This is a genomic window from Paenibacillus sp. J22P169 (assembly GCF_059691995.1).
The window spans coordinates 536,399-553,976 of sequence record NZ_JCAUAO010000003.1; the positions used below are offsets into that span (position 1 = coordinate 536,399).

The window sequence follows — 17,578 nt, forward strand, 5'->3', positions numbered from 1 at the left end:
CGTTTTGATATATTTATTACGTTTTTTGATAAAGCCAAATGACGCTTTCTCCACCTATAATGGTGCCATATACCATACTACTTCAAACTCAGGGAGGCCTTTATGATCTCGTATGCAGGCATTACAAATCCTTTTGGTACTGGAGCTTACAGTGTAGAGCAGAACTCGAAGGTGTTGCGAAGATATAGGTATATCCATGAGCAGTTGTTCCGCTTAGCTGCCGGACAGCTTCCAGCGAGAGCACACTGGCATCTTAAGTCAGCGCTTGGCAAGCATCTTTATGAGGACGCAGAGGCAACAGGTTCTCTCCGTCGTCGAATCCTAGAATTGAGAACTTCCCCGATGCTCTTGCAAAAAGAGCCCAACGTAACACTTACTTTGCTCTTTGAAGAGTTGATTCATGCGGAGACTGATTTGGAGCTGCTTGTCGGTGTGTACAGAGTGATGAAACCAGCTTTATTGAAAGCGTATTCGCAACATATGACGGATACCCAGCAACTTGTTGATTATCCAACGGTTCGCCTGCTAAAGGCGCTTTCCTCCGATTTACGGGAACAGATCGAGTGGGGGGAAGGGATGATTGGGACGTTGCAGCGAGAAGGGGAATCCCTGGAGTTGGCGGCAGAATTCGAAAGCAGAATCACAGGCTATTTAGAGGCAGCCGGAGGCATTAGCGGCGAGCAGGGCGCTTCCACACATGTCCCCGCCAGATGGCGATCCGGCAAAGTCTATGAGATGCCGAAACAAGCCGTACGGGATGCTAAAAGGATGGGACCACCTGCAATGGGACGTACGGCCATACCGAACCTGCCTGATGATCCTGTGAAAATCAGATTGGTCGAAATGATGAAGGCCAGACAAGAGGAAATGTCGGCTGTAGAGAATCTGGCGAGCGTCATTTATGATCTGAAGCTTATGCCATGGGAGTTTTACCAGGATTTGGCCCGGCATCTGTGGGATGAAGTGCGGCACGCGTTATTTGGTCAGGCGGCGCTTGAGGCAGAAGGAGTCGATTGGATGTCTTTGCGGCAATACGTAGGCGGCTATGATCCACTTATCGGATAGCTTCCCGCTCAGCGATATGCGCTCTTGAGCATTGGTTTTGAGGAAAAGGCGATGAGGCGTCCCGGCAAAATCGCCGAGTACGAATTCTGCCGTGACGATGCCAAACACCCGTTGATGGAACGGTTTCAGGATTACGACTGGGCCGACGAAGTGACGCATGCTGCGTTCGGTCGCAAGTGGACGCCGGAATTGTTCGGTGAGGATCTGGATTATGTAAGGCAGGTTGCGGATGTGGATATGGCGGAGCGGGAGAAATTCTTCCAAGCTTGGGCGAAGCTTCAAGAGGCTGAGGGGTAAAAGCTGGAAGCCTGTTGGCTTGACGCACAGCGCTTATCAATAACTTAACTTAATGAAAGAAGGATGACAATGAGTACACAACAAACCCAAACTTATGATTTTCAAAGAAAGATCGAAACGTACGATTCGGCGGATGTCGTTGTTATTGGCGGTGGGCCTGCAGGAACGGCGGCTGCCATTAGTGCGGCGAGACTAGGGAAGAAAGTCACTTTATTGGAAAAATCGGGCCAGTTAGGCGGCATGGGGACGCTCGGAAATGTTAGTATTTTTATGCCGATTGGTAATGTAACCGGGATTTACCGGGAGATGATTGCGGAAGTACTGGCTGATCATTTGCCTAAGGATCATGATGTGTCGATCGCCCCTCAATATTCTCCTTTTGTGTTGAGACACTATTTAAATGAGAAAATGAAGAAGGAAGGGGTACAGGTCATCTATCATGCGGAGTTTATCGGTACTGTGAAGGAAGACAGAAGCGTGAAGGCAGTCATTGTATCGACGCGTGAAGGATTGAAAGCTTTCGAAGGCAAGCAGTTCATCGACTGCACGGGAGACGCAAGAGCCGCACTAGACGCGGGGGTACCCTACACTTCGGGAAGAGATGAAGATGGTATGACCCAGCCAATGACGTTGATGTTTATGATGCAAAATACAGGCAAGCCAGTAACTCAAATTCTGCCTGAAGGTTGCTATCTATATGAAGAGATATTGGATTTACCTCAAGGGCGTCGGCTATTTTGGGAACAGAACAGTGACGGCACACTTCTTGTGAATATGACGCGTGTCAAAGGCAATGGGGCTAAAATCGAAGACATCAACTATGCGGAGACCGAGGCATTGAGACAGGTGTTTTCCGTCGTCAATTACTTACAGCGTAACGGTTTTGAAACCTATGCGCTTTCGCATGTCGCGAATCAAGTCGGCGTCAGGGAAACAAACCAGATTCAAGGTCTCTACACACTTACAGAGCAAGACGTTGTGCGCGGAACACGCTTTGCGGATGTGGTTGCACAAACAAACTACGAAATTGACATCCATAGTCCCGATGGTAAAAAAACGACGGACGAGCGGAAAGTCGATGGATATGACATTCCTTACCGATGCATGGTGACTGAGCAGCTAGATAACCTACTGGTAGCGGGACGATCGATTTCAGCCACGCATGTGGCGATGTCCTCCATGCGGGTGCAGGCGACTTGTTATGCGTTAGGGCAAGCGGCAGGAATCGCCGCATCCATCGCTACGGACGACGCATGTCCTGTTCGCGAGGTTTCGATCGAAGCGCTTCATAGCGCGCTGAGCAGCCAGAATGTTGTCTTTTATAAGCAAGCGTCCTATCAATAAAATCAAATTGTGAGTTTTCAGATGCAGGCTGCTATGCGGCCTGTTTTATTTATCTAATCATTCTACGACGAGAAAAATTAACTGGAAATTATATCTATTTTATAATAAATAACCCATTTTATGAATTAACTGTTATAAATGCAGTTATTGCTTTTTGAAATACCATAAAATCCCACCAGAAACAGAAATATTACCACCTACAAGTCGTCATTCAATCTGATAAAATCACAACTATAGTTAACAGCGGGTACCGGGAACACTGTGATGATTTCTGCAACTGGTAGTGATTATACGATAGCCGATGCCGTTATGTTTGTTAAACAGTAGATTTTCTCGGAATGGGGGGGCTGAATGAACAATGAAATTCGAATAGAAGACAACATGAAAGGTTATTATATCATTTTAGTAATTAATGGAGATAAGTATGAATTAAGCAAACGTACTACGTGGGAAGAAAGCTTAGCATGTGCTTTTTATGTTGCTAGAAGAATGGAATTACCGATTATGACAAATGAAGGGATAATTGAAGATTTATTGCCAAGACAGAGATCCAAGTAGCTGATGGCAGTTGTCTTGGAACAAGCCGCCTCTTAAGTGAGGTCGGCTTTTTTTTGTTAAAGACCATAAGATTGCACCAGAAACAGAAATATTACCATCTACAAGTCGTTTGGTGTGACCTATATAATTGTCCTATAAGAACACGGAGGTGAGCCATTCATGAGTGTTACGCTAACAGAGTCTGAACGAAAAACAGCTCACGCCAAACCCAAGTCAAAAGGTAGTGGCCGGTGGAAGCTGATTGTAACCAATTATGATTTATACCTATTATTAGTGCCTGGGATATTATTTCTGTTTTTATTCAAATATGCACCTATGTATGGGATTATCATCGCTTTTCAAGACTTCAATATTTTCGATGGCTTTACAGGAAGTAAATGGGTGGGGCTGGATCAATTCGAGAAGCTCATTCATTCGGAAGAGTTTTATCAGGTTTTCGTCAATACCTTGTTGATCAGCCTTTACAAAATTGTACTTCTATTTCCACTGCCGATCATCATTGCGCTTTTCTTGAACGAGGTTCGAAAGGCCATCTTTAAGAAGACGATTCAAACGATTATTTTCCTTCCGCATTTCTTATCATGGGTTATCATATCAGGGTTATTTATTAATATCCTGTCCCCATCAGGTGGTCTAGTAAACAATGTAATTGAATGGTTCGGAGGAACGCCGATTTCCTTCTTCCTAGACAACCAATTCTTCCGAAGTGTGGTCGTATTTACAGCAGGTTGGAAAGAATCGGGCTGGAACGCTATTATTTTTATCGCAGCCATCGCAGGTATTGAGCAGGAACAGTATGAAGCTGCTTCCATTGATGGTGCAGGGCGCATCAGACAAATGCTCCACATTACTTTGCCAGGGATTATGCCAACGATCATCTTGATCTTAATTTTACGCATGGGTTACTTGCTTGAAGCAGGCACCGAACAAATTCTGACCATGTACAACTCTGTCGTATATGAATCCGGCGATGTGATCGGTACTTTCGTTTATCGACAAGGGCTTGGCCAACAGGATTATAGCTTTAGTACAGCGGTGGGGTTGTTCAACTCACTTGTTGGATTCATCTTGATTATTGCAGGGAATGAACTCAGCAAAAAACTCATCAAGCGAAGTATATGGTAGGGGTGAAATAGCATGCATAAGAAAACACTTGGTGATTGGACCTTTGACATTTGTATTTATCTTGTTTTACTGCTATGCGGCTTAGCTACTTTGCTGCCACTAGCGAATATTTTATCCAAAGCCATTAGTGATGAATCGGCGGTGGTATCCGGTAAAGTAGGGATTTTCCCAGTTGGCTTCCAGCTGGACACGATGAAGTATGTTGTGTCCTCCAGCCAGTTCCTTCACTCAATAGGGATTTCGCTGCTGATCACGGTTGTAGGTACAATACTTGCAATTCTGCTAACAGCAATATCAGCTTATCCATTGTCCAAAAGACATCTTCCCGGCATTTCCATTATTATGGTGCTGTTTATATTCACGATGATGTTTAATGGCGGTATTATTCCGAATTACTTGCTGATGAAGAAACTGCATCTAATCAATAGTTTATGGTCGCTGATGCTGCCTGCACTGATTAGTGTGTTCAATATGCTAGTTATCAAAAGTTATTACGAATCCTTACCAGAGGCTCTTGAAGAATCTGCCAAAATGGATGGCGCCCGTAACTTTACGATTCTATTTCGAATCATCCTTCCTTTAAGTGTACCTGTTATCGCAACAATTGCGCTTTTCTATGCGGTCTACTTCTGGAATGACTACTTTAATCCTATGCTTTACATCAATGACGCAGGCCTTAAGCCATTGCAGCTCTATTTACGTGATATCGTCATGGATGCAGACAGCTCTAGTGCTGTGAACAAAAGTGTTGACGATATGATGAATGTATCAGCGGAAGGCATTCGAGCTGCGACCGTCATCGCTTCAATCATACCGATGCTGCTCGTTTATCCTTATTTGCAAAAGCATTTTGTAAAAGGCGTACTTATTGGATCTGTAAAAGGGTGAATTCGCATTAACGCCCTTGATGCGATCATCAAGGGTTTAATGATATATTAAACATAATTACTAGGGAGGTTCGCACATGTTAAAAAGACACAAAAAAATGATGATGTTAACGGTTGCAGCAAGCTTATCTGTAACTTCTCTTGTCGCATGCTCCTCGAATGGTACAGACACCAAAAGCAGCACAGCTCCAGCCAAAGCTAGCACAGCTCCAGCAGCGACTGTAGCAGCTGGACCAAAGCCGGAATTGAAATCGCTTCAAATTTGGCAAAAGGATGATTATAACACGTATCCAGTTGCTAAATACTTGGAACAAGCAACAGGTTATAAAGTGCAATACGATATGCTGCCACAGGACAAGCCGCAAGACAAGCTGAACATCTTGATTGCTTCGGGAGAACCGTATGATGCGATTACAACTGTCGGTTCAACTGACTTCAAAGCTTTATATGCGGATTATGCCAAAAAAGGCGCTTTAACTGACTTAGGCCCGCTGATCGACAAGTTCGGACCGAACATTAAAGCAGCAATTGACCCTACTGCCTTAGAAGCTGCCAAAATCGATGGGAAATTATATGCGGTCCCAACAAAAACGACTCCATTTGCAGGTGAAAGTTTGTACATTCGTCAAGACTGGCTTGATAAAGTTGGGATGAAAGCGCCTACAACAACAGACGAGCTTGTCGCTGTTCTTAAAGCTTTCAAAGAGAAAGATCCTGGTGGCAACGGAGACAAAAATATTCCTTTAACCATAAAAGGTGATATTCCGCTTATTCCTAACATTGTTGGTGCATTTGGTCTCCCGAACTTTTGGAATGATGTGAATGGCAAGCTAACACCACGAGTGCTTGACCCTGCTTATAAAGACTATGTGACCTTTGTGGGTGATCTCTTTAAACAAGGCCTGCTCGACAAAGAGTTCGCTGCCAATAAAGATGCTACTGCCAAAGAAAAATTCTCAAGCGGTAAAGCAGGCGTGATCAGTCTTCACTGGGCTGACGTACCTACCGTTAATGATGCCTTGATCAAAAATATTCCTAACGCTAAAGCTGCCTTTATTCCAACGTTAAAAGGTAAAGATGGAAAAATTGGTTTAAGTGCTTCAGCAGGCTTCGATCGTATTACTTTTATTCCTAAAGCTTCCAAGCATGCGGAAGATGCGATCAAGTGGATGAACGCTAAACTTGAAAAAGATACGTTCAGAACGATGGCAATTGGCGAAGAAAATAAGCATTACACGTTAAAAGATGGCGCATATTCACCGATTCTGCCGATCTTTACGGATGAGCGCAATCAAGCTAATAACTTCTTGACGGGTACAGATGATAGAATCTATCCGACATATTGGCAAGCACGTGTTCGTAAAGATATGCGTTTATTCGATGCTTGGAACTTCATGAATACCCTTCAACCAGCAAATACGAGAGTCATAGATCCATTAGGTTTTGCTCCATACTTACCTGAGTTCTCAAAGAACTTCCTACAGTTGAACACGATGGTTAATGACTACACGACGAAGTTGATATTTGGCGCTGAACCTGTTACAGGTATTGAGGCATTCCAACAAAAATTCAAAACTTCTGGCGGAGACGCGAGCTTTAAAGAAGTAAACGATTGGTATGCGACTGCGAAGAAATAAATAAATGTGAAACAGTAGAATCTATAGAAAAAGCAGCTAATCAGTAATCTGGTTATGCTGCTTTTTTCACAAATGTAAGATTAACTGGAAAACCTACAGTTAAATTTCACATAATAGGCTGAAGGATAAGATGAACTGGAAATCCTACAGCTAATTTCTCAGTTTTTCATCTGAAATGGAATAATTAATGTAAACAACTACACATTCTCCATTTATTCTCACTTTTCGCCTTATTTTCAGCAAATTAGATGTACTTTTTACAGTTAATCGGAAAGTGATGACCTGGCCTATCCCTCCTAACATCCAGCTACTCACGCCCCATCCAACGTCCTCCTCTGTCAATCCAATTTGGGCTCCCGCATGAATATCTTCTGGCACCCTTAAGCACCGCACAACGTCTACTATCAGCGTTTTTTTACATTATTTTCGAGAGAAATCGTATGATTTTCGAGGCGTTAGAATCTCCTGTAGGCTATAATATCTGTACGGGGGTGTGGAAATGTTCAAGAAGAAGCTGTCGTTTAAACTCATAGCCTCGTTATCCATTTTGATTATGGTCATTTTCCTCATATCCGGATATGCCACCTATAAGGTCTATCTCAAGCTGTTTACGACGGAAATTAGCAAGCAATTCGCCAAGGCCAATGAACAGGCAACCGCTCGTGTCGAAACGCAGATTCAGAATCTATATAAAGCGACCAACTATATTGTGTTTCATCCTTACATTGAAGACATTCTCAGGCGCTCAGCAGAGCGTGCAGATGATACCTTCTACAACCGCTTATTGGATCAGGACGAGCTGACGAAGCTGCTGAATCAGATCTCGATTGATGAACCCAAGCTTTCCAGCATGTATGTCTACAATACGAAGGGCTCAGGCTACTTTTTTGAAAATAATGCTGGCACCGTCATCCCCCTCAGTGATGCCAACTATTCAGCAGTTCTTCGGTCATTGGAGGGCTCCAATGGTGAGCTGGTGTGGCAGCCTTTGAAAATATCGAGCATTGAAAGCTCCGGCTATCGCAACGTGATCTCGGCGGCACGCTATATGAAGAATAAGAAGCAGGAGCTCTACGGTAACCTGATCTTATTTTATGATCAATCCATCTTTGGCTCGATTCTGGATGAATTAGCGAAGGGCGAGAACGCGCAGGTGATTCTGCTCGATAGTAACGACAAGGTCGTCTATACGAATACGAAGCCTAATAGCGGCTTTGCACTTGAGGAACTGCTGCACGTGTCGGACTCACAAATTGTGAAATCAAATAGGGAGTCGATTCTCGTTAGCCGCAATAAGACGCGAGACTCCGGGATGACAGTCATCAGCACCTTGTCACTGAAGTCCATTAACGAGAAGAGTCAGGTTATTTTCCAAATCGCCCTCTACTCGGGTCTCGTCAGTATTTTTCTTGCCTCGTTGCTTATTTTCTTCACTGGAAAAAGATTGCTTAAACCCCTTCACACGTTAGTTACGGGGATGAAAAAGCTTCGTAGCGGCCGCTTCGATACGCGGATTCGCATCTCTACGCAGGATGAGCTGGCCTTTCTGGGCCACAGCTTTAACGAAATGGCAGCAAATATTGAATCACTCGTCGAGGAAGTGTATGAACGTAAACTGAATGAGCGGGAGGCGGAGCTCACTGCGCTGCAAGCGCAATTGAATCCTCATTTCCTCTATAACACGCTAGATACGATTCATATGAAGCTATATCTTGGTGAGAATGATGAACAAGCAGCGCAGCTGGTGCTTTCCTTGTCCGGGTTGCTGCGCTATGCCCTGCAGAACCCGAATGCGCATACAACCGTGAAAGACGAGATCGAACACATTACGAAATATATCAATATTCAAAGTGTGCGAATTGGCGGCAGGCTCGAGACGTTCATCCAAGTAGATGAGGAAGCGGAGCAGCTCCCTGTCATCAGGCTCATTCTGCAGCCGCTGGTCGAGAACGCTTTCGTGCATGCTTTTGCCCAAATGTCCAAGATTTGCATTCTGCGCATTAAAGTAACTATCGAGCAATCCCTCTTATGTATCGAAATTAGCGATAATGGCAAAGGCATGTCGCAGGAGCAGATTGACAAAATCATGCAGCTTCAGCATCGCAGACTAGAGGAGACTACCAGTACCACTGGAGGCATTGGACTGAAGACCGTCATCAGGCGAGTCAGTCTCATGTACGGCCCCCCATATGGATTAGTCATCCATAGTGAGCCTAACTCTGGAACAACGATGAAATTAATATTACCCGTTCAAACCCAGATGGAAGGAAGTCGGCAGTTATGAAAGGGAAACTGTTAATTGTAGACGATGAGCATCTCATACGCAGAGGTTTGTCTAAAATGATAGAAGCAAGCCATGCCGGATGGACCGTCATTGGGGAAGCCGAGAATGGACTGCAAGCTTTATCCCTTATCGAAGAGCTTGAGCCAGATCTGGTCGTTACCGATATTCGTATGCCCGAAATGGACGGCGTCGAGCTCTGCAGGCGCATCTCCGAGTTAGACCGTTCAATCGATGTGATGGTGTTGACAGCGCATAAGGATTTCGAATTTGCGCAGGCTGCGCTGCGCTATGGAGCGATCGACTTCTTGCTGAAGCCCATCTCCGCTCAAGAATTGGCGCCTCCCTTGGAGAAGGCCTATCGCTTGTATGCAGAGCGCCAAGAGCAGGCTGAACGCAGTCAACAGGAACAGAATCGCCTGCTGGAGCATCATCTCCAATCATGGCTGCTCGGGCTCCCGATGGATGAAGTGGCAACGGAACGTCTACACTCAACCTGCGATGGCCGACATCTATTGGTATTTACAGTCGACACCTACACACCGTCATCCAAAAGCTACCGGCGAGAGGATGCGAGACTACTTCAATTTGCTCTACTGAACATGATGAAAGAATGGCTCGCAATCTCGCATTTATCTGGCAGCATTACGAATGTGAAGCATGATGTTTTCGCTGTGCTAGCCGATAAGTATTCCTCGTTCACGTCCTTTGAGCTTGGGCTGGTAGCATCCACACAAAGTTTGCTTGGCTTAACAATCCGGTCGGAAGCGTATGAAAGCGTGCGCTCCTTATATGGGCATTTCGCCTCCTATGAGGGAATCAGCAAAGCAGAACTGCAAATCCCTGACCATGCTGCCCGGAGTAAGAGTATCCAGACCGACGTGATGTCCCTCATCGTACAGGGAAAGACGGAGCAGTTGCGTGAATACTTGGAAGTTTTGCTCCAACAGGTGACAGACATGAATGTGAATGATGCCAAAATCGAAGGATTGAGCACGGCATTGGCGCTAGCAGCGGCAAGTAAGCGAGCCTTAGATGGAGAGGATGCCGAAGAGAAGGGGCTTGGCGAGTGGATTGAGGTGCTGCAGCCGATTCGCTTATCCCCCGAAGTCGCGGAATGGCTTTCCAAGCAAATACAGACCTTTATGTGGCAGCTGAATTCCTGGCTCGCTGGTAAAAATGTCAACTTACTGGATAAAGCCATAGCCTACATGGAACGAAATTACGAAGGAGCCTGCTCCATTCATGATGTTGCCCAGCATGTGCATCTTAGTGTGAGCTACTTTAGCAATCTTTTTAAAAAAGAAACTGGCGAAAGCTACACGAATTACTTAACGAAATTCCGATTGGAGAAGGCAAAAATATTACTAAGCAATACGAATATGAAAATATCCGAAATTGCCGAATCGGTCGGCTACGAGGATCCGAACTATTTTACAACCGTATTCCGTACATGGGTGCATTGCTCGCCGAGCGAGTTCCGGAAGATGGGTTAATTTAGCGGGAAGCTTAAGGCATGTAGCGAATTTCGCTGCGTGCCTTTTCACTAACATTCCATATAATTTTCGAGGTATTGCTTATCAGATTCAAGGTAGGATTGAGATTCTTCTTCTATAATAAGAAGTAGAAAGGAGAGAGAGAATGAACCCAAATTCAGAGGTACATACCACAGTGATGCCGAATCAACTGCGTAAAGTAAAGGCCAAATCGAAGCTGCGACTGAAGGAAAGTTTACCGCTCATTCTCATGTTGATCCCCGGCATATTGTTCTATGTGCTGTTTAAATATTTGCCGATGGGAGGGCTTGTCATAGCCTTCAAGGATTACAATTTCACGGACGGTATTCTTCACAGCCCTTGGGTCGGGATGAACAACTTCGAAACGCTGTTTAAGCAAGACCAGACGTTGGACATTATTCGCAATACACTCGTGCTGAGTGGTCTAACGATAATATGCGGGTTTCCCATTCCGATTTCGCTTGCGATTATGCTGAATGAAGCTCGCCGAATGTGGTTTAAGCGAATTGTTCAAACCATACTCTATATGCCTCATTTTTTCTCATGGGTAATTGTGGGCGGCTTGATCATCTCAATCCTGTCGATTGAATCGGGCACCGTGAACAACTGGATCAAGCTTTCAGGCGGAGAGCCATTCGCTTTCTTGTACAACACGAAGAGTTGGATGGCTGTTTTTATCTCGTCAGGCGTATGGAAGGAAATGGGGTTTAACGCGATCATCTACCTGGCTGCATTAACCGCCATTGATCCTTCGCTCTATGAATCTGCAAACATCGATGGAGCCAATAAATGGCAGCAAATCCGTCATGTGACGATTCCCGGCATTAGCACAACGATCGTCCTTCTGCTCATTTTACAATTAGGTAAGGTGATGGAGATCGGCTTCGATCATGTGTATGTGTTGCAAAATTCATTAAACGCCAGTGTCTCCGAGGTCATCTCGACCTATATGTATCGCGTGGGCCTTCAAGGCGGGCAATTCAGCCTGACGGCAGCAATGGGCTTTTTCGAATCCGTAGTAGGATTTGTGCTTGTCTTCTCCGCGAATGCGCTGGCTCGCCGTTTTGGACACGGATTGTTCTAAACATTCCCCACAAAGTGAAGCAAAGCTCTGGAGTAAATTCCTATTACTTTGCGGGGGCCCCAATACCCAATACGCCACAAAAGGAGGGAGAACAGATGAGAACGTCCTTTGGAGACCGCCTCTTTTTCGGACTTAATTATGGCTTGTTGGCACTGATCGCCTTGACGTGCTTGCTGCCCTTGCTGCATATTGCATCATTATCATTGAGCCACACGCAGGACATCCTTTCAGGCAGAGTAACCCTGTGGCCAGTTGGTTGGAACACGGACGCCTTTACTTCGATGATTGAAGGTACACGGATGCTGTCCGCTTTTCGAAACAGTGTTGTGATCACCGTCGTTGGTGTCGCGCTGAGCATGCTGGTTACCATACTGACCGCCTACCCGTTGTCGCGCAAATTATTTCCCGGCAGACGCTATGTGACCTTGGCATTGATTTTTACCATGATGTTTACCGGGGGAATGATTCCGACCTATCTCATCGTGAAAATGTTTGGACTAGTGAACAGCTACTGGGCGCTATGGATTCCTGCTCTCGTGAATACCTACAATATGCTGATCATGAAGACGTACTTTGAGAACATCCCGGATGAGCTGGAAGAAGCGGGTAAAATGGACGGCTGCGGGCAATGGCGTCAGCTGCTGCAAATCATATTGCCATTATCCAAGCCAGTGCTGGCAACGATTACGCTATTTTATGCGGTGAGCTACTGGAACTCATTTTTCAATGTAATGCTCTATATCAATGAATCCGCGAAATATAATATGGCTGTCCTTGTGCAAAATATGATTCAAAATCAACAACTTTTGCAGGAGCTTGTGCTAACAGGCGCTCAAGTCGAAGTTGTGCCGGAATCTTTGAAGGCGGCCAGTGTCATGATTATGATGCTGCCGATGATCGTGATCTACCCTTTTCTGCAAAAGTACTTTGTGAAGGGCGTCATGCTCGGTGCTGTAAAAGGATAGTTTCATTTCATGCCGGATTCACCATGCTTACCAAGCTGTTCATATATGAAAGGGGTACGTATACATGAAAAATATGAAAGTGAAGCTTGCTTTAGCGTCAACCGCTGTATTGGCACTTACCGTGATCGGCTGCTCCAAAGATGATGAAACCACCTCTACCGCTTCACCGGCGGCATCCTCTGCACCAACGTCATCAGTGGCAACAAAAGCGCCTGAAGTTCGCAAAGACATTACCGTAACTGCTTACGACACGGGACGTGTCTCCCAAGAAGAAGGGACGAATGAGTCTAATCGCTGGACCAAATGGATCAACGAGAAAGGGCCTGAGAATGTGAAATTCACAGCGGTTTCTTTTGCCCAAATTAAAGAAAAAACGAATGTCATGTTCGCCTCTGGCTCCGCACCTGATTTGTTAATGGTTTTCGATCCAACGATCAGGAACCCATTGTACGAGCAAAAGCAGCTGCTTCCTTTAGATGATTTGATTGCTAAGAGCTCTACGGAATATAAAAAGCTGCTAGAGCAAAATCCGCTGCTGCGTAAAGCAGGTACTAAACCAGATGGCAAGCTGTATGAAGTTGGGCATATTCAATGGATCAATCCGCTTCGTGGCGTCATTATCCGGACGGATTGGTTGAAGAAGCTGGGCCTAGAAATGCCGAAAACAACGGACGATTTGTATAAGGTTGCGAAAGCTTTTGCTGAACAGGATCCAGACGGCAATGGTAAAAAGGATACGTTCGGTATCGCCTTGGCAGGTTCGATGGAATACACGATCAATCAAATGTTTTATGCGATTAAGCCATGGGTTGTCAAAGGCGGCAAGCTGACCTATAGCTGGGAAAACATTAAGGTAGCGACGGATTTTAAGAAAAAGCTGTACAGTGAAGGCATTGTAGACAAGGACTTTTTCAACGATAAAAATATGGCGAAGGCCAAACAGGACTTTATCACAGGCAAAGTAGGTATCATTTCACCAAACTTTAATACGCCGCAGGATATCGTGTCGCAATTCCTAGACCCACTTCAAAAGAACGTACCGACAGCGACCATGACGCTGATGCCGTTCCCGACAAGTCCTTTTGGGCGCTTCACGCCATCGTTGGAAAATCCGGTGCAAATGACAGGATCCGTTGCTGCTTCAACGAAAAATGCGGATGCGGTAATGAAATATATTGATTTCATGGCGAAGGATTCCACGGCCGATGTCCTCGATAATGGAACAGAAGGCGTTCACACGAAAACTGTAGATGGTTGTCCGCAAATTATTGACGCCGACAAATTTAAGAAAGAAGTTAGCGATATCACGGTTTATATGAAAATGCTGACGAATACAGGATTGCGCTTTAATAAATGTTCCACGCCAGCTGTTCAGTATAAGAGTGACCCGCGTGTGCAGGATTACTATCAGTTGCTTCGCGATACGTATCTGACATTCGATCTGCCATACGCAGAGCTGACCCACTCCGAGCATATGCCGCAGCTGCCGAAAGATCTGGCAACCATTGTGACAAACACAGATAAACAAGTGAACAGCATGGTTGGAGCCGGTAACGGAACGGTTTGGGCGAAATCCATCGTGGAAGGCGATAAATATTCCACTGATGATGCAATGAAGGAAGCCATCACTATTTGGGAAAAAGCAGACGGCAAAAAGGTTGAAGAATGGATGGCTAACTGGTATGCAACGCAGAAAGATAATGCTTTCCTAGCGAAGGACATGTATGAAATCGCGAAGCAGCAGGACCAGAAGTATAAACAAATCATGAGTGAAATCAAAAAATAATCCTTAGGGAGGCAGACGAATGAGAGCGATCTGCCCAGTAGAGGGGAATCACGATGGAAGATCAGACGCAAGTAATTAAATGTAATGATGCTAAGCCAGGCCGAGTGTTTGAAGGCATCGGCGGTATTACGAGCAATGGGATGTCGAAGCTGCTCATGGATTATCCGGAGCAGCAGCGTAACGAAATCATGGACTTATTGTTTAAGCCAATGTATGGGGTTAGCTTGCAGCATTTGAAAGTGGAGCTGGGCTCCGACGTGAATACTTCGGCGGGCACCGAGCCTTCGCACATGCGGAGTCGTGAAGACTTTGACATTACGCGAGGCTATGGGCTTCCCATCGCTAAGCTGGCTAAAGCTATTAACCCAGCGCTGCTGCTAGACGCGCTGCGCTGGGGGACGCCACGCTGGATTCAGAACGACGAGGATAAGCTGGTGTATTACTTGAATTTCTTGCGCGGAGCGAGGGACGAATACGGACTCGAATTCGATTTCCTCGGTCCGGATATCAATGAGGGCGCTTTCAGTCGCGATTGGACGGTGAACACGCTGGTGCCTGGCCTCCAGCGAGAAGGGTTCGGCCATATTAAGCTTGTCGCTGACGACAGCGACCATGGCTGGGATATCGCCGACCATGCGGCAGAGGACCCGGAGCTGTTCGAGGCGGTGCACGCCTATGGCGTGCATTACCGCCAAGACAGTACGGAGACGGCCAAGCTCAGCGGGAAATCGCTTTGGCTGAGTGAGGATTTGGCGCCATTTCGCCACAGCTTTAGCCGAGGAGCCCTGCATATCGGCAAGCGTATCATCGACATGTACGTCGATGGGAAGATGGTGAAATACGAACTGCATCCTTTATTGGAAGCAGAGTATGAGAACACGCCGTTCAACTACAAAGGCATTTTAGTAGCGACATGGCCTTGGTCTGGTCATTACCGTATTGATCCTGGTTTCTGGGTGATTGCCCACTTTACGCAGTTCATGCAGCCTGGTTGGGTTTATCTCGACGATGCATGCGGGCAATCGGCGACTGGCGGGTTTGTGACTTTAGAGGATCCGAACACGAAGGACATCTCGATCGTCGTGCTTAACAATGGACCTGAGCCATGCAGCTATCAGTTGGACACGGGCAATGCGGATCGAAAGCTGTATATTTGGAAGACCACAGAACATACTCATTTTCAGCTGGCTGCTATACATCTTGAGTCGGAGGGACCTTACCAATTCACAGCCGAGTCTTATTCGATTTATACGATCACTACGACAACAGGGCAGCGTAAAGGCGACGAGGAGTTGAGTATTTCCTCGGATACGAATTTCCCACTTCCGTATTGGGATGACTTCGCAACTGGATGCGCCAAAGCGAGCGGGAATCCGAAGTATACGTCCGATCAAGGAGGTGCTTTTGAATTCGAGCCGAATGCCGAGGGTGGTCTGATTCTCCGTCAGCAAGTGACGGAAGATCAAATCCCGATCGACTGGACGTATCGCAGGACACCGGAGCCGTATTCACTCCTAGGCAGCTTGGAATGGACCAACTACCGTGTGTCGGTTGAGGTCCAGCTTGAGCAGCAGGCAGGCTATATCGGCTTAGGCGGCCGCATCAACTATACCGCCAAAAGCAATGAGCCGCCGGAAGGCTACTGGCTGCGTATGCGGCATACTGGGCGGTATGAGCTGATGAAAGGGAAATACCCCCTTTTGCAGGGAGATACAACCGCCTTGGAGCCGAATGCATGGTACGTCTTGGAGCTGGCGTTTGAAGGCAAAACAATCCAAGCACATTGGAACGGTAAGCATTTGTTTGACTATACAGATAGCGAGATTCCGAGCGGCCATGCTGCTCTGCTGAGCAGCTACCATCGTCATGCCTTCCGTAGCTTACGAATAGAACCTATCACTGAATCCGCCCCAGTGCATTGCATTCGCTATCTGGATACCGATGCAGCACTTCACTATTTAGGTGATTGGGGTAGAGCAGATGGTGATTGGAACGTGTATGCACGAACGCTGGCCAAATCAGGCGCAGCTGGAGCAGAATTATCATTCCGATTCAAAGGGGAAGCCGCTAGCATTGTTGGGAAGAAGTGTGCGGACGGTGGGTTCTTCGATGTATACCTGAATGGGGCTTATCAAGGTACGGTCGATACGTATAAACCGCAAACTGGCTTCCGCAAATCGCTATATAGTGTGATTGGCCTAGATCCAGATGTGGAGACGGAAATTAAATTAGTTGTCAAAGGGTTGAAACATCCAGAATCCTTAGATACGCATGTGTATATTAATGCCGTGGAGGTTGTTGCAGGACAATTGCTTCAATAATGGATCATGCACCGAAACGTGGCATAAGGTGTGAATGTGTGGCTCGATAATGTGAAAGTCACCTTGCAATAAAGTAGGAGGGCCAAGAGTATTCTTGGCTCTTTTTTTGTTCCCGACGCTCGAGCGCGTCAACAATGCCCTAATTTTTCGACTACCTCGAGGCCAAAAGCCAAGGTCGCACACGAGCTAGTCGATTTTATCGACTTGGAGTACCTTCAAGGAGCCTGAATGGCTGGATTAAGTCGATTTTATCGACTTAGAGTAATTCAAGGAGCCTGAACGGCTAGATTAAGTCGATTTTATCGACTTGGAGTACCTTCAAGGAGCCTGAATGGCTGGATTAAGTCGATTTTATCGACTTAGAGTAATTCAAGGAGCCTGAATGACTGGATTAAGTCGATTTTATCGACTTGGAGTATCTTCAACCCGTTCTTGAAGTTGTATATTCAAAAATCCCCGGATCTCATATGTGAGCATTAACGCCCTTTTTGGGCGTTAAAGCAGTGATCCCGACGTTCGAGCGCGTCAATAAGACCCCAAAAGGGTCTTATTTTGCTCGGCACTGGCATCGAAGAGCAAGATCGTGAGCAATAACGCCCATTTTGCTCTTCTGTCAAGAAAGTGGACGTCACTAAGTTAAGCTAACCGCTGGTAGTAGAGCTGCTCGAATTGTGCGGGGGACATGTAACCAATTGTGCTATTCGACCTTGT

13 protein-coding genes are annotated in these 17,578 nt (G+C 46.0%); all 13 read left to right on the forward strand.

What is annotated here, in order from left to right; all coding sequences use genetic code 11:
- The first annotated feature begins 102 nt into the window (after nt 1-102).
- On the forward strand, nt 103-1,065 hold the full coding sequence (locus tag AC58QG_RS20090; protein ID WP_497363908.1) for a hypothetical protein: 963 nt from the start codon (nt 103-105) through the stop codon (nt 1,063-1,065).
- Nucleotides 1,066-1,116: 51 nt separating this feature from the next.
- Nucleotides 1,117-1,362, forward strand: coding sequence for a hypothetical protein (locus AC58QG_RS20095; RefSeq protein ID WP_497363909.1), 246 nt, complete (start codon nt 1,117-1,119; stop codon nt 1,360-1,362).
- Between the two features lie 69 nt (nt 1,363-1,431).
- Complete coding sequence (locus tag AC58QG_RS20100; protein ID WP_497363910.1) at nt 1,432-2,706, forward strand: FAD-dependent oxidoreductase; 1,275 nt, start codon at nt 1,432-1,434, stop codon at nt 2,704-2,706.
- 351 nt (nt 2,707-3,057) lie between these two features.
- Nucleotides 3,058-3,264, forward strand: a complete 207-nt coding sequence (locus tag AC58QG_RS20105; protein WP_497363911.1) for a hypothetical protein — start codon at nt 3,058-3,060, stop codon at nt 3,262-3,264.
- Nucleotides 3,265-3,423: 159 nt separating this feature from the next.
- Nucleotides 3,424-4,389, forward strand: coding sequence for an ABC transporter permease (locus AC58QG_RS20110; protein ID WP_497363912.1), 966 nt, complete (start codon nt 3,424-3,426; stop codon nt 4,387-4,389).
- 12 nt (nt 4,390-4,401) lie between these two features.
- Nucleotides 4,402-5,277: a carbohydrate ABC transporter permease gene (locus tag AC58QG_RS20115; RefSeq protein WP_497363913.1), complete on the forward strand. Its 876-nt coding sequence runs from the start codon at nt 4,402-4,404 to the stop codon at nt 5,275-5,277.
- A 76-nt stretch (nt 5,278-5,353) separates the two neighbouring features.
- Complete coding sequence (locus tag AC58QG_RS20120; RefSeq protein WP_497363914.1) at nt 5,354-6,913, forward strand: extracellular solute-binding protein; 1,560 nt, start codon at nt 5,354-5,356, stop codon at nt 6,911-6,913.
- A 499-nt stretch (nt 6,914-7,412) separates the two neighbouring features.
- Nucleotides 7,413-9,197, forward strand: a complete 1,785-nt coding sequence (locus AC58QG_RS20125; RefSeq protein ID WP_497363915.1) for a cache domain-containing sensor histidine kinase — start codon at nt 7,413-7,415, stop codon at nt 9,195-9,197.
- A complete protein-coding gene (locus AC58QG_RS20130) occupies nt 9,194-10,690 on the forward strand; it encodes a response regulator transcription factor (RefSeq protein WP_497363916.1) in 1,497 nt (498 codons plus the stop codon). The genes AC58QG_RS20125 and AC58QG_RS20130 overlap by 4 nt, the downstream gene beginning before the upstream one ends.
- A gap of 178 nt (nt 10,691-10,868) precedes the next feature.
- Nucleotides 10,869-11,795 (forward strand): ABC transporter permease, encoded by a 927-nt coding sequence (locus tag AC58QG_RS20135; RefSeq protein WP_497363931.1) that lies wholly within the window; start codon nt 10,869-10,871, stop codon nt 11,793-11,795.
- Between the two features lie 95 nt (nt 11,796-11,890).
- Complete coding sequence (locus AC58QG_RS20140; protein WP_497363917.1) at nt 11,891-12,760, forward strand: carbohydrate ABC transporter permease; 870 nt, start codon at nt 11,891-11,893, stop codon at nt 12,758-12,760.
- A gap of 64 nt (nt 12,761-12,824) precedes the next feature.
- Complete coding sequence (locus tag AC58QG_RS20145) at nt 12,825-14,546, forward strand: type 2 periplasmic-binding domain-containing protein (RefSeq protein ID WP_497363918.1); 1,722 nt, start codon at nt 12,825-12,827, stop codon at nt 14,544-14,546.
- A gap of 53 nt (nt 14,547-14,599) precedes the next feature.
- Nucleotides 14,600-16,867 carry a hypothetical protein gene (locus AC58QG_RS20150; RefSeq protein ID WP_497363919.1) on the forward strand — a complete coding sequence of 756 codons (2,268 nt, stop codon included), beginning with the start codon at nt 14,600-14,602 and terminating at the stop codon, nt 16,865-16,867.
- Nucleotides 16,868-17,578: the final 711 nt, after the last annotated feature.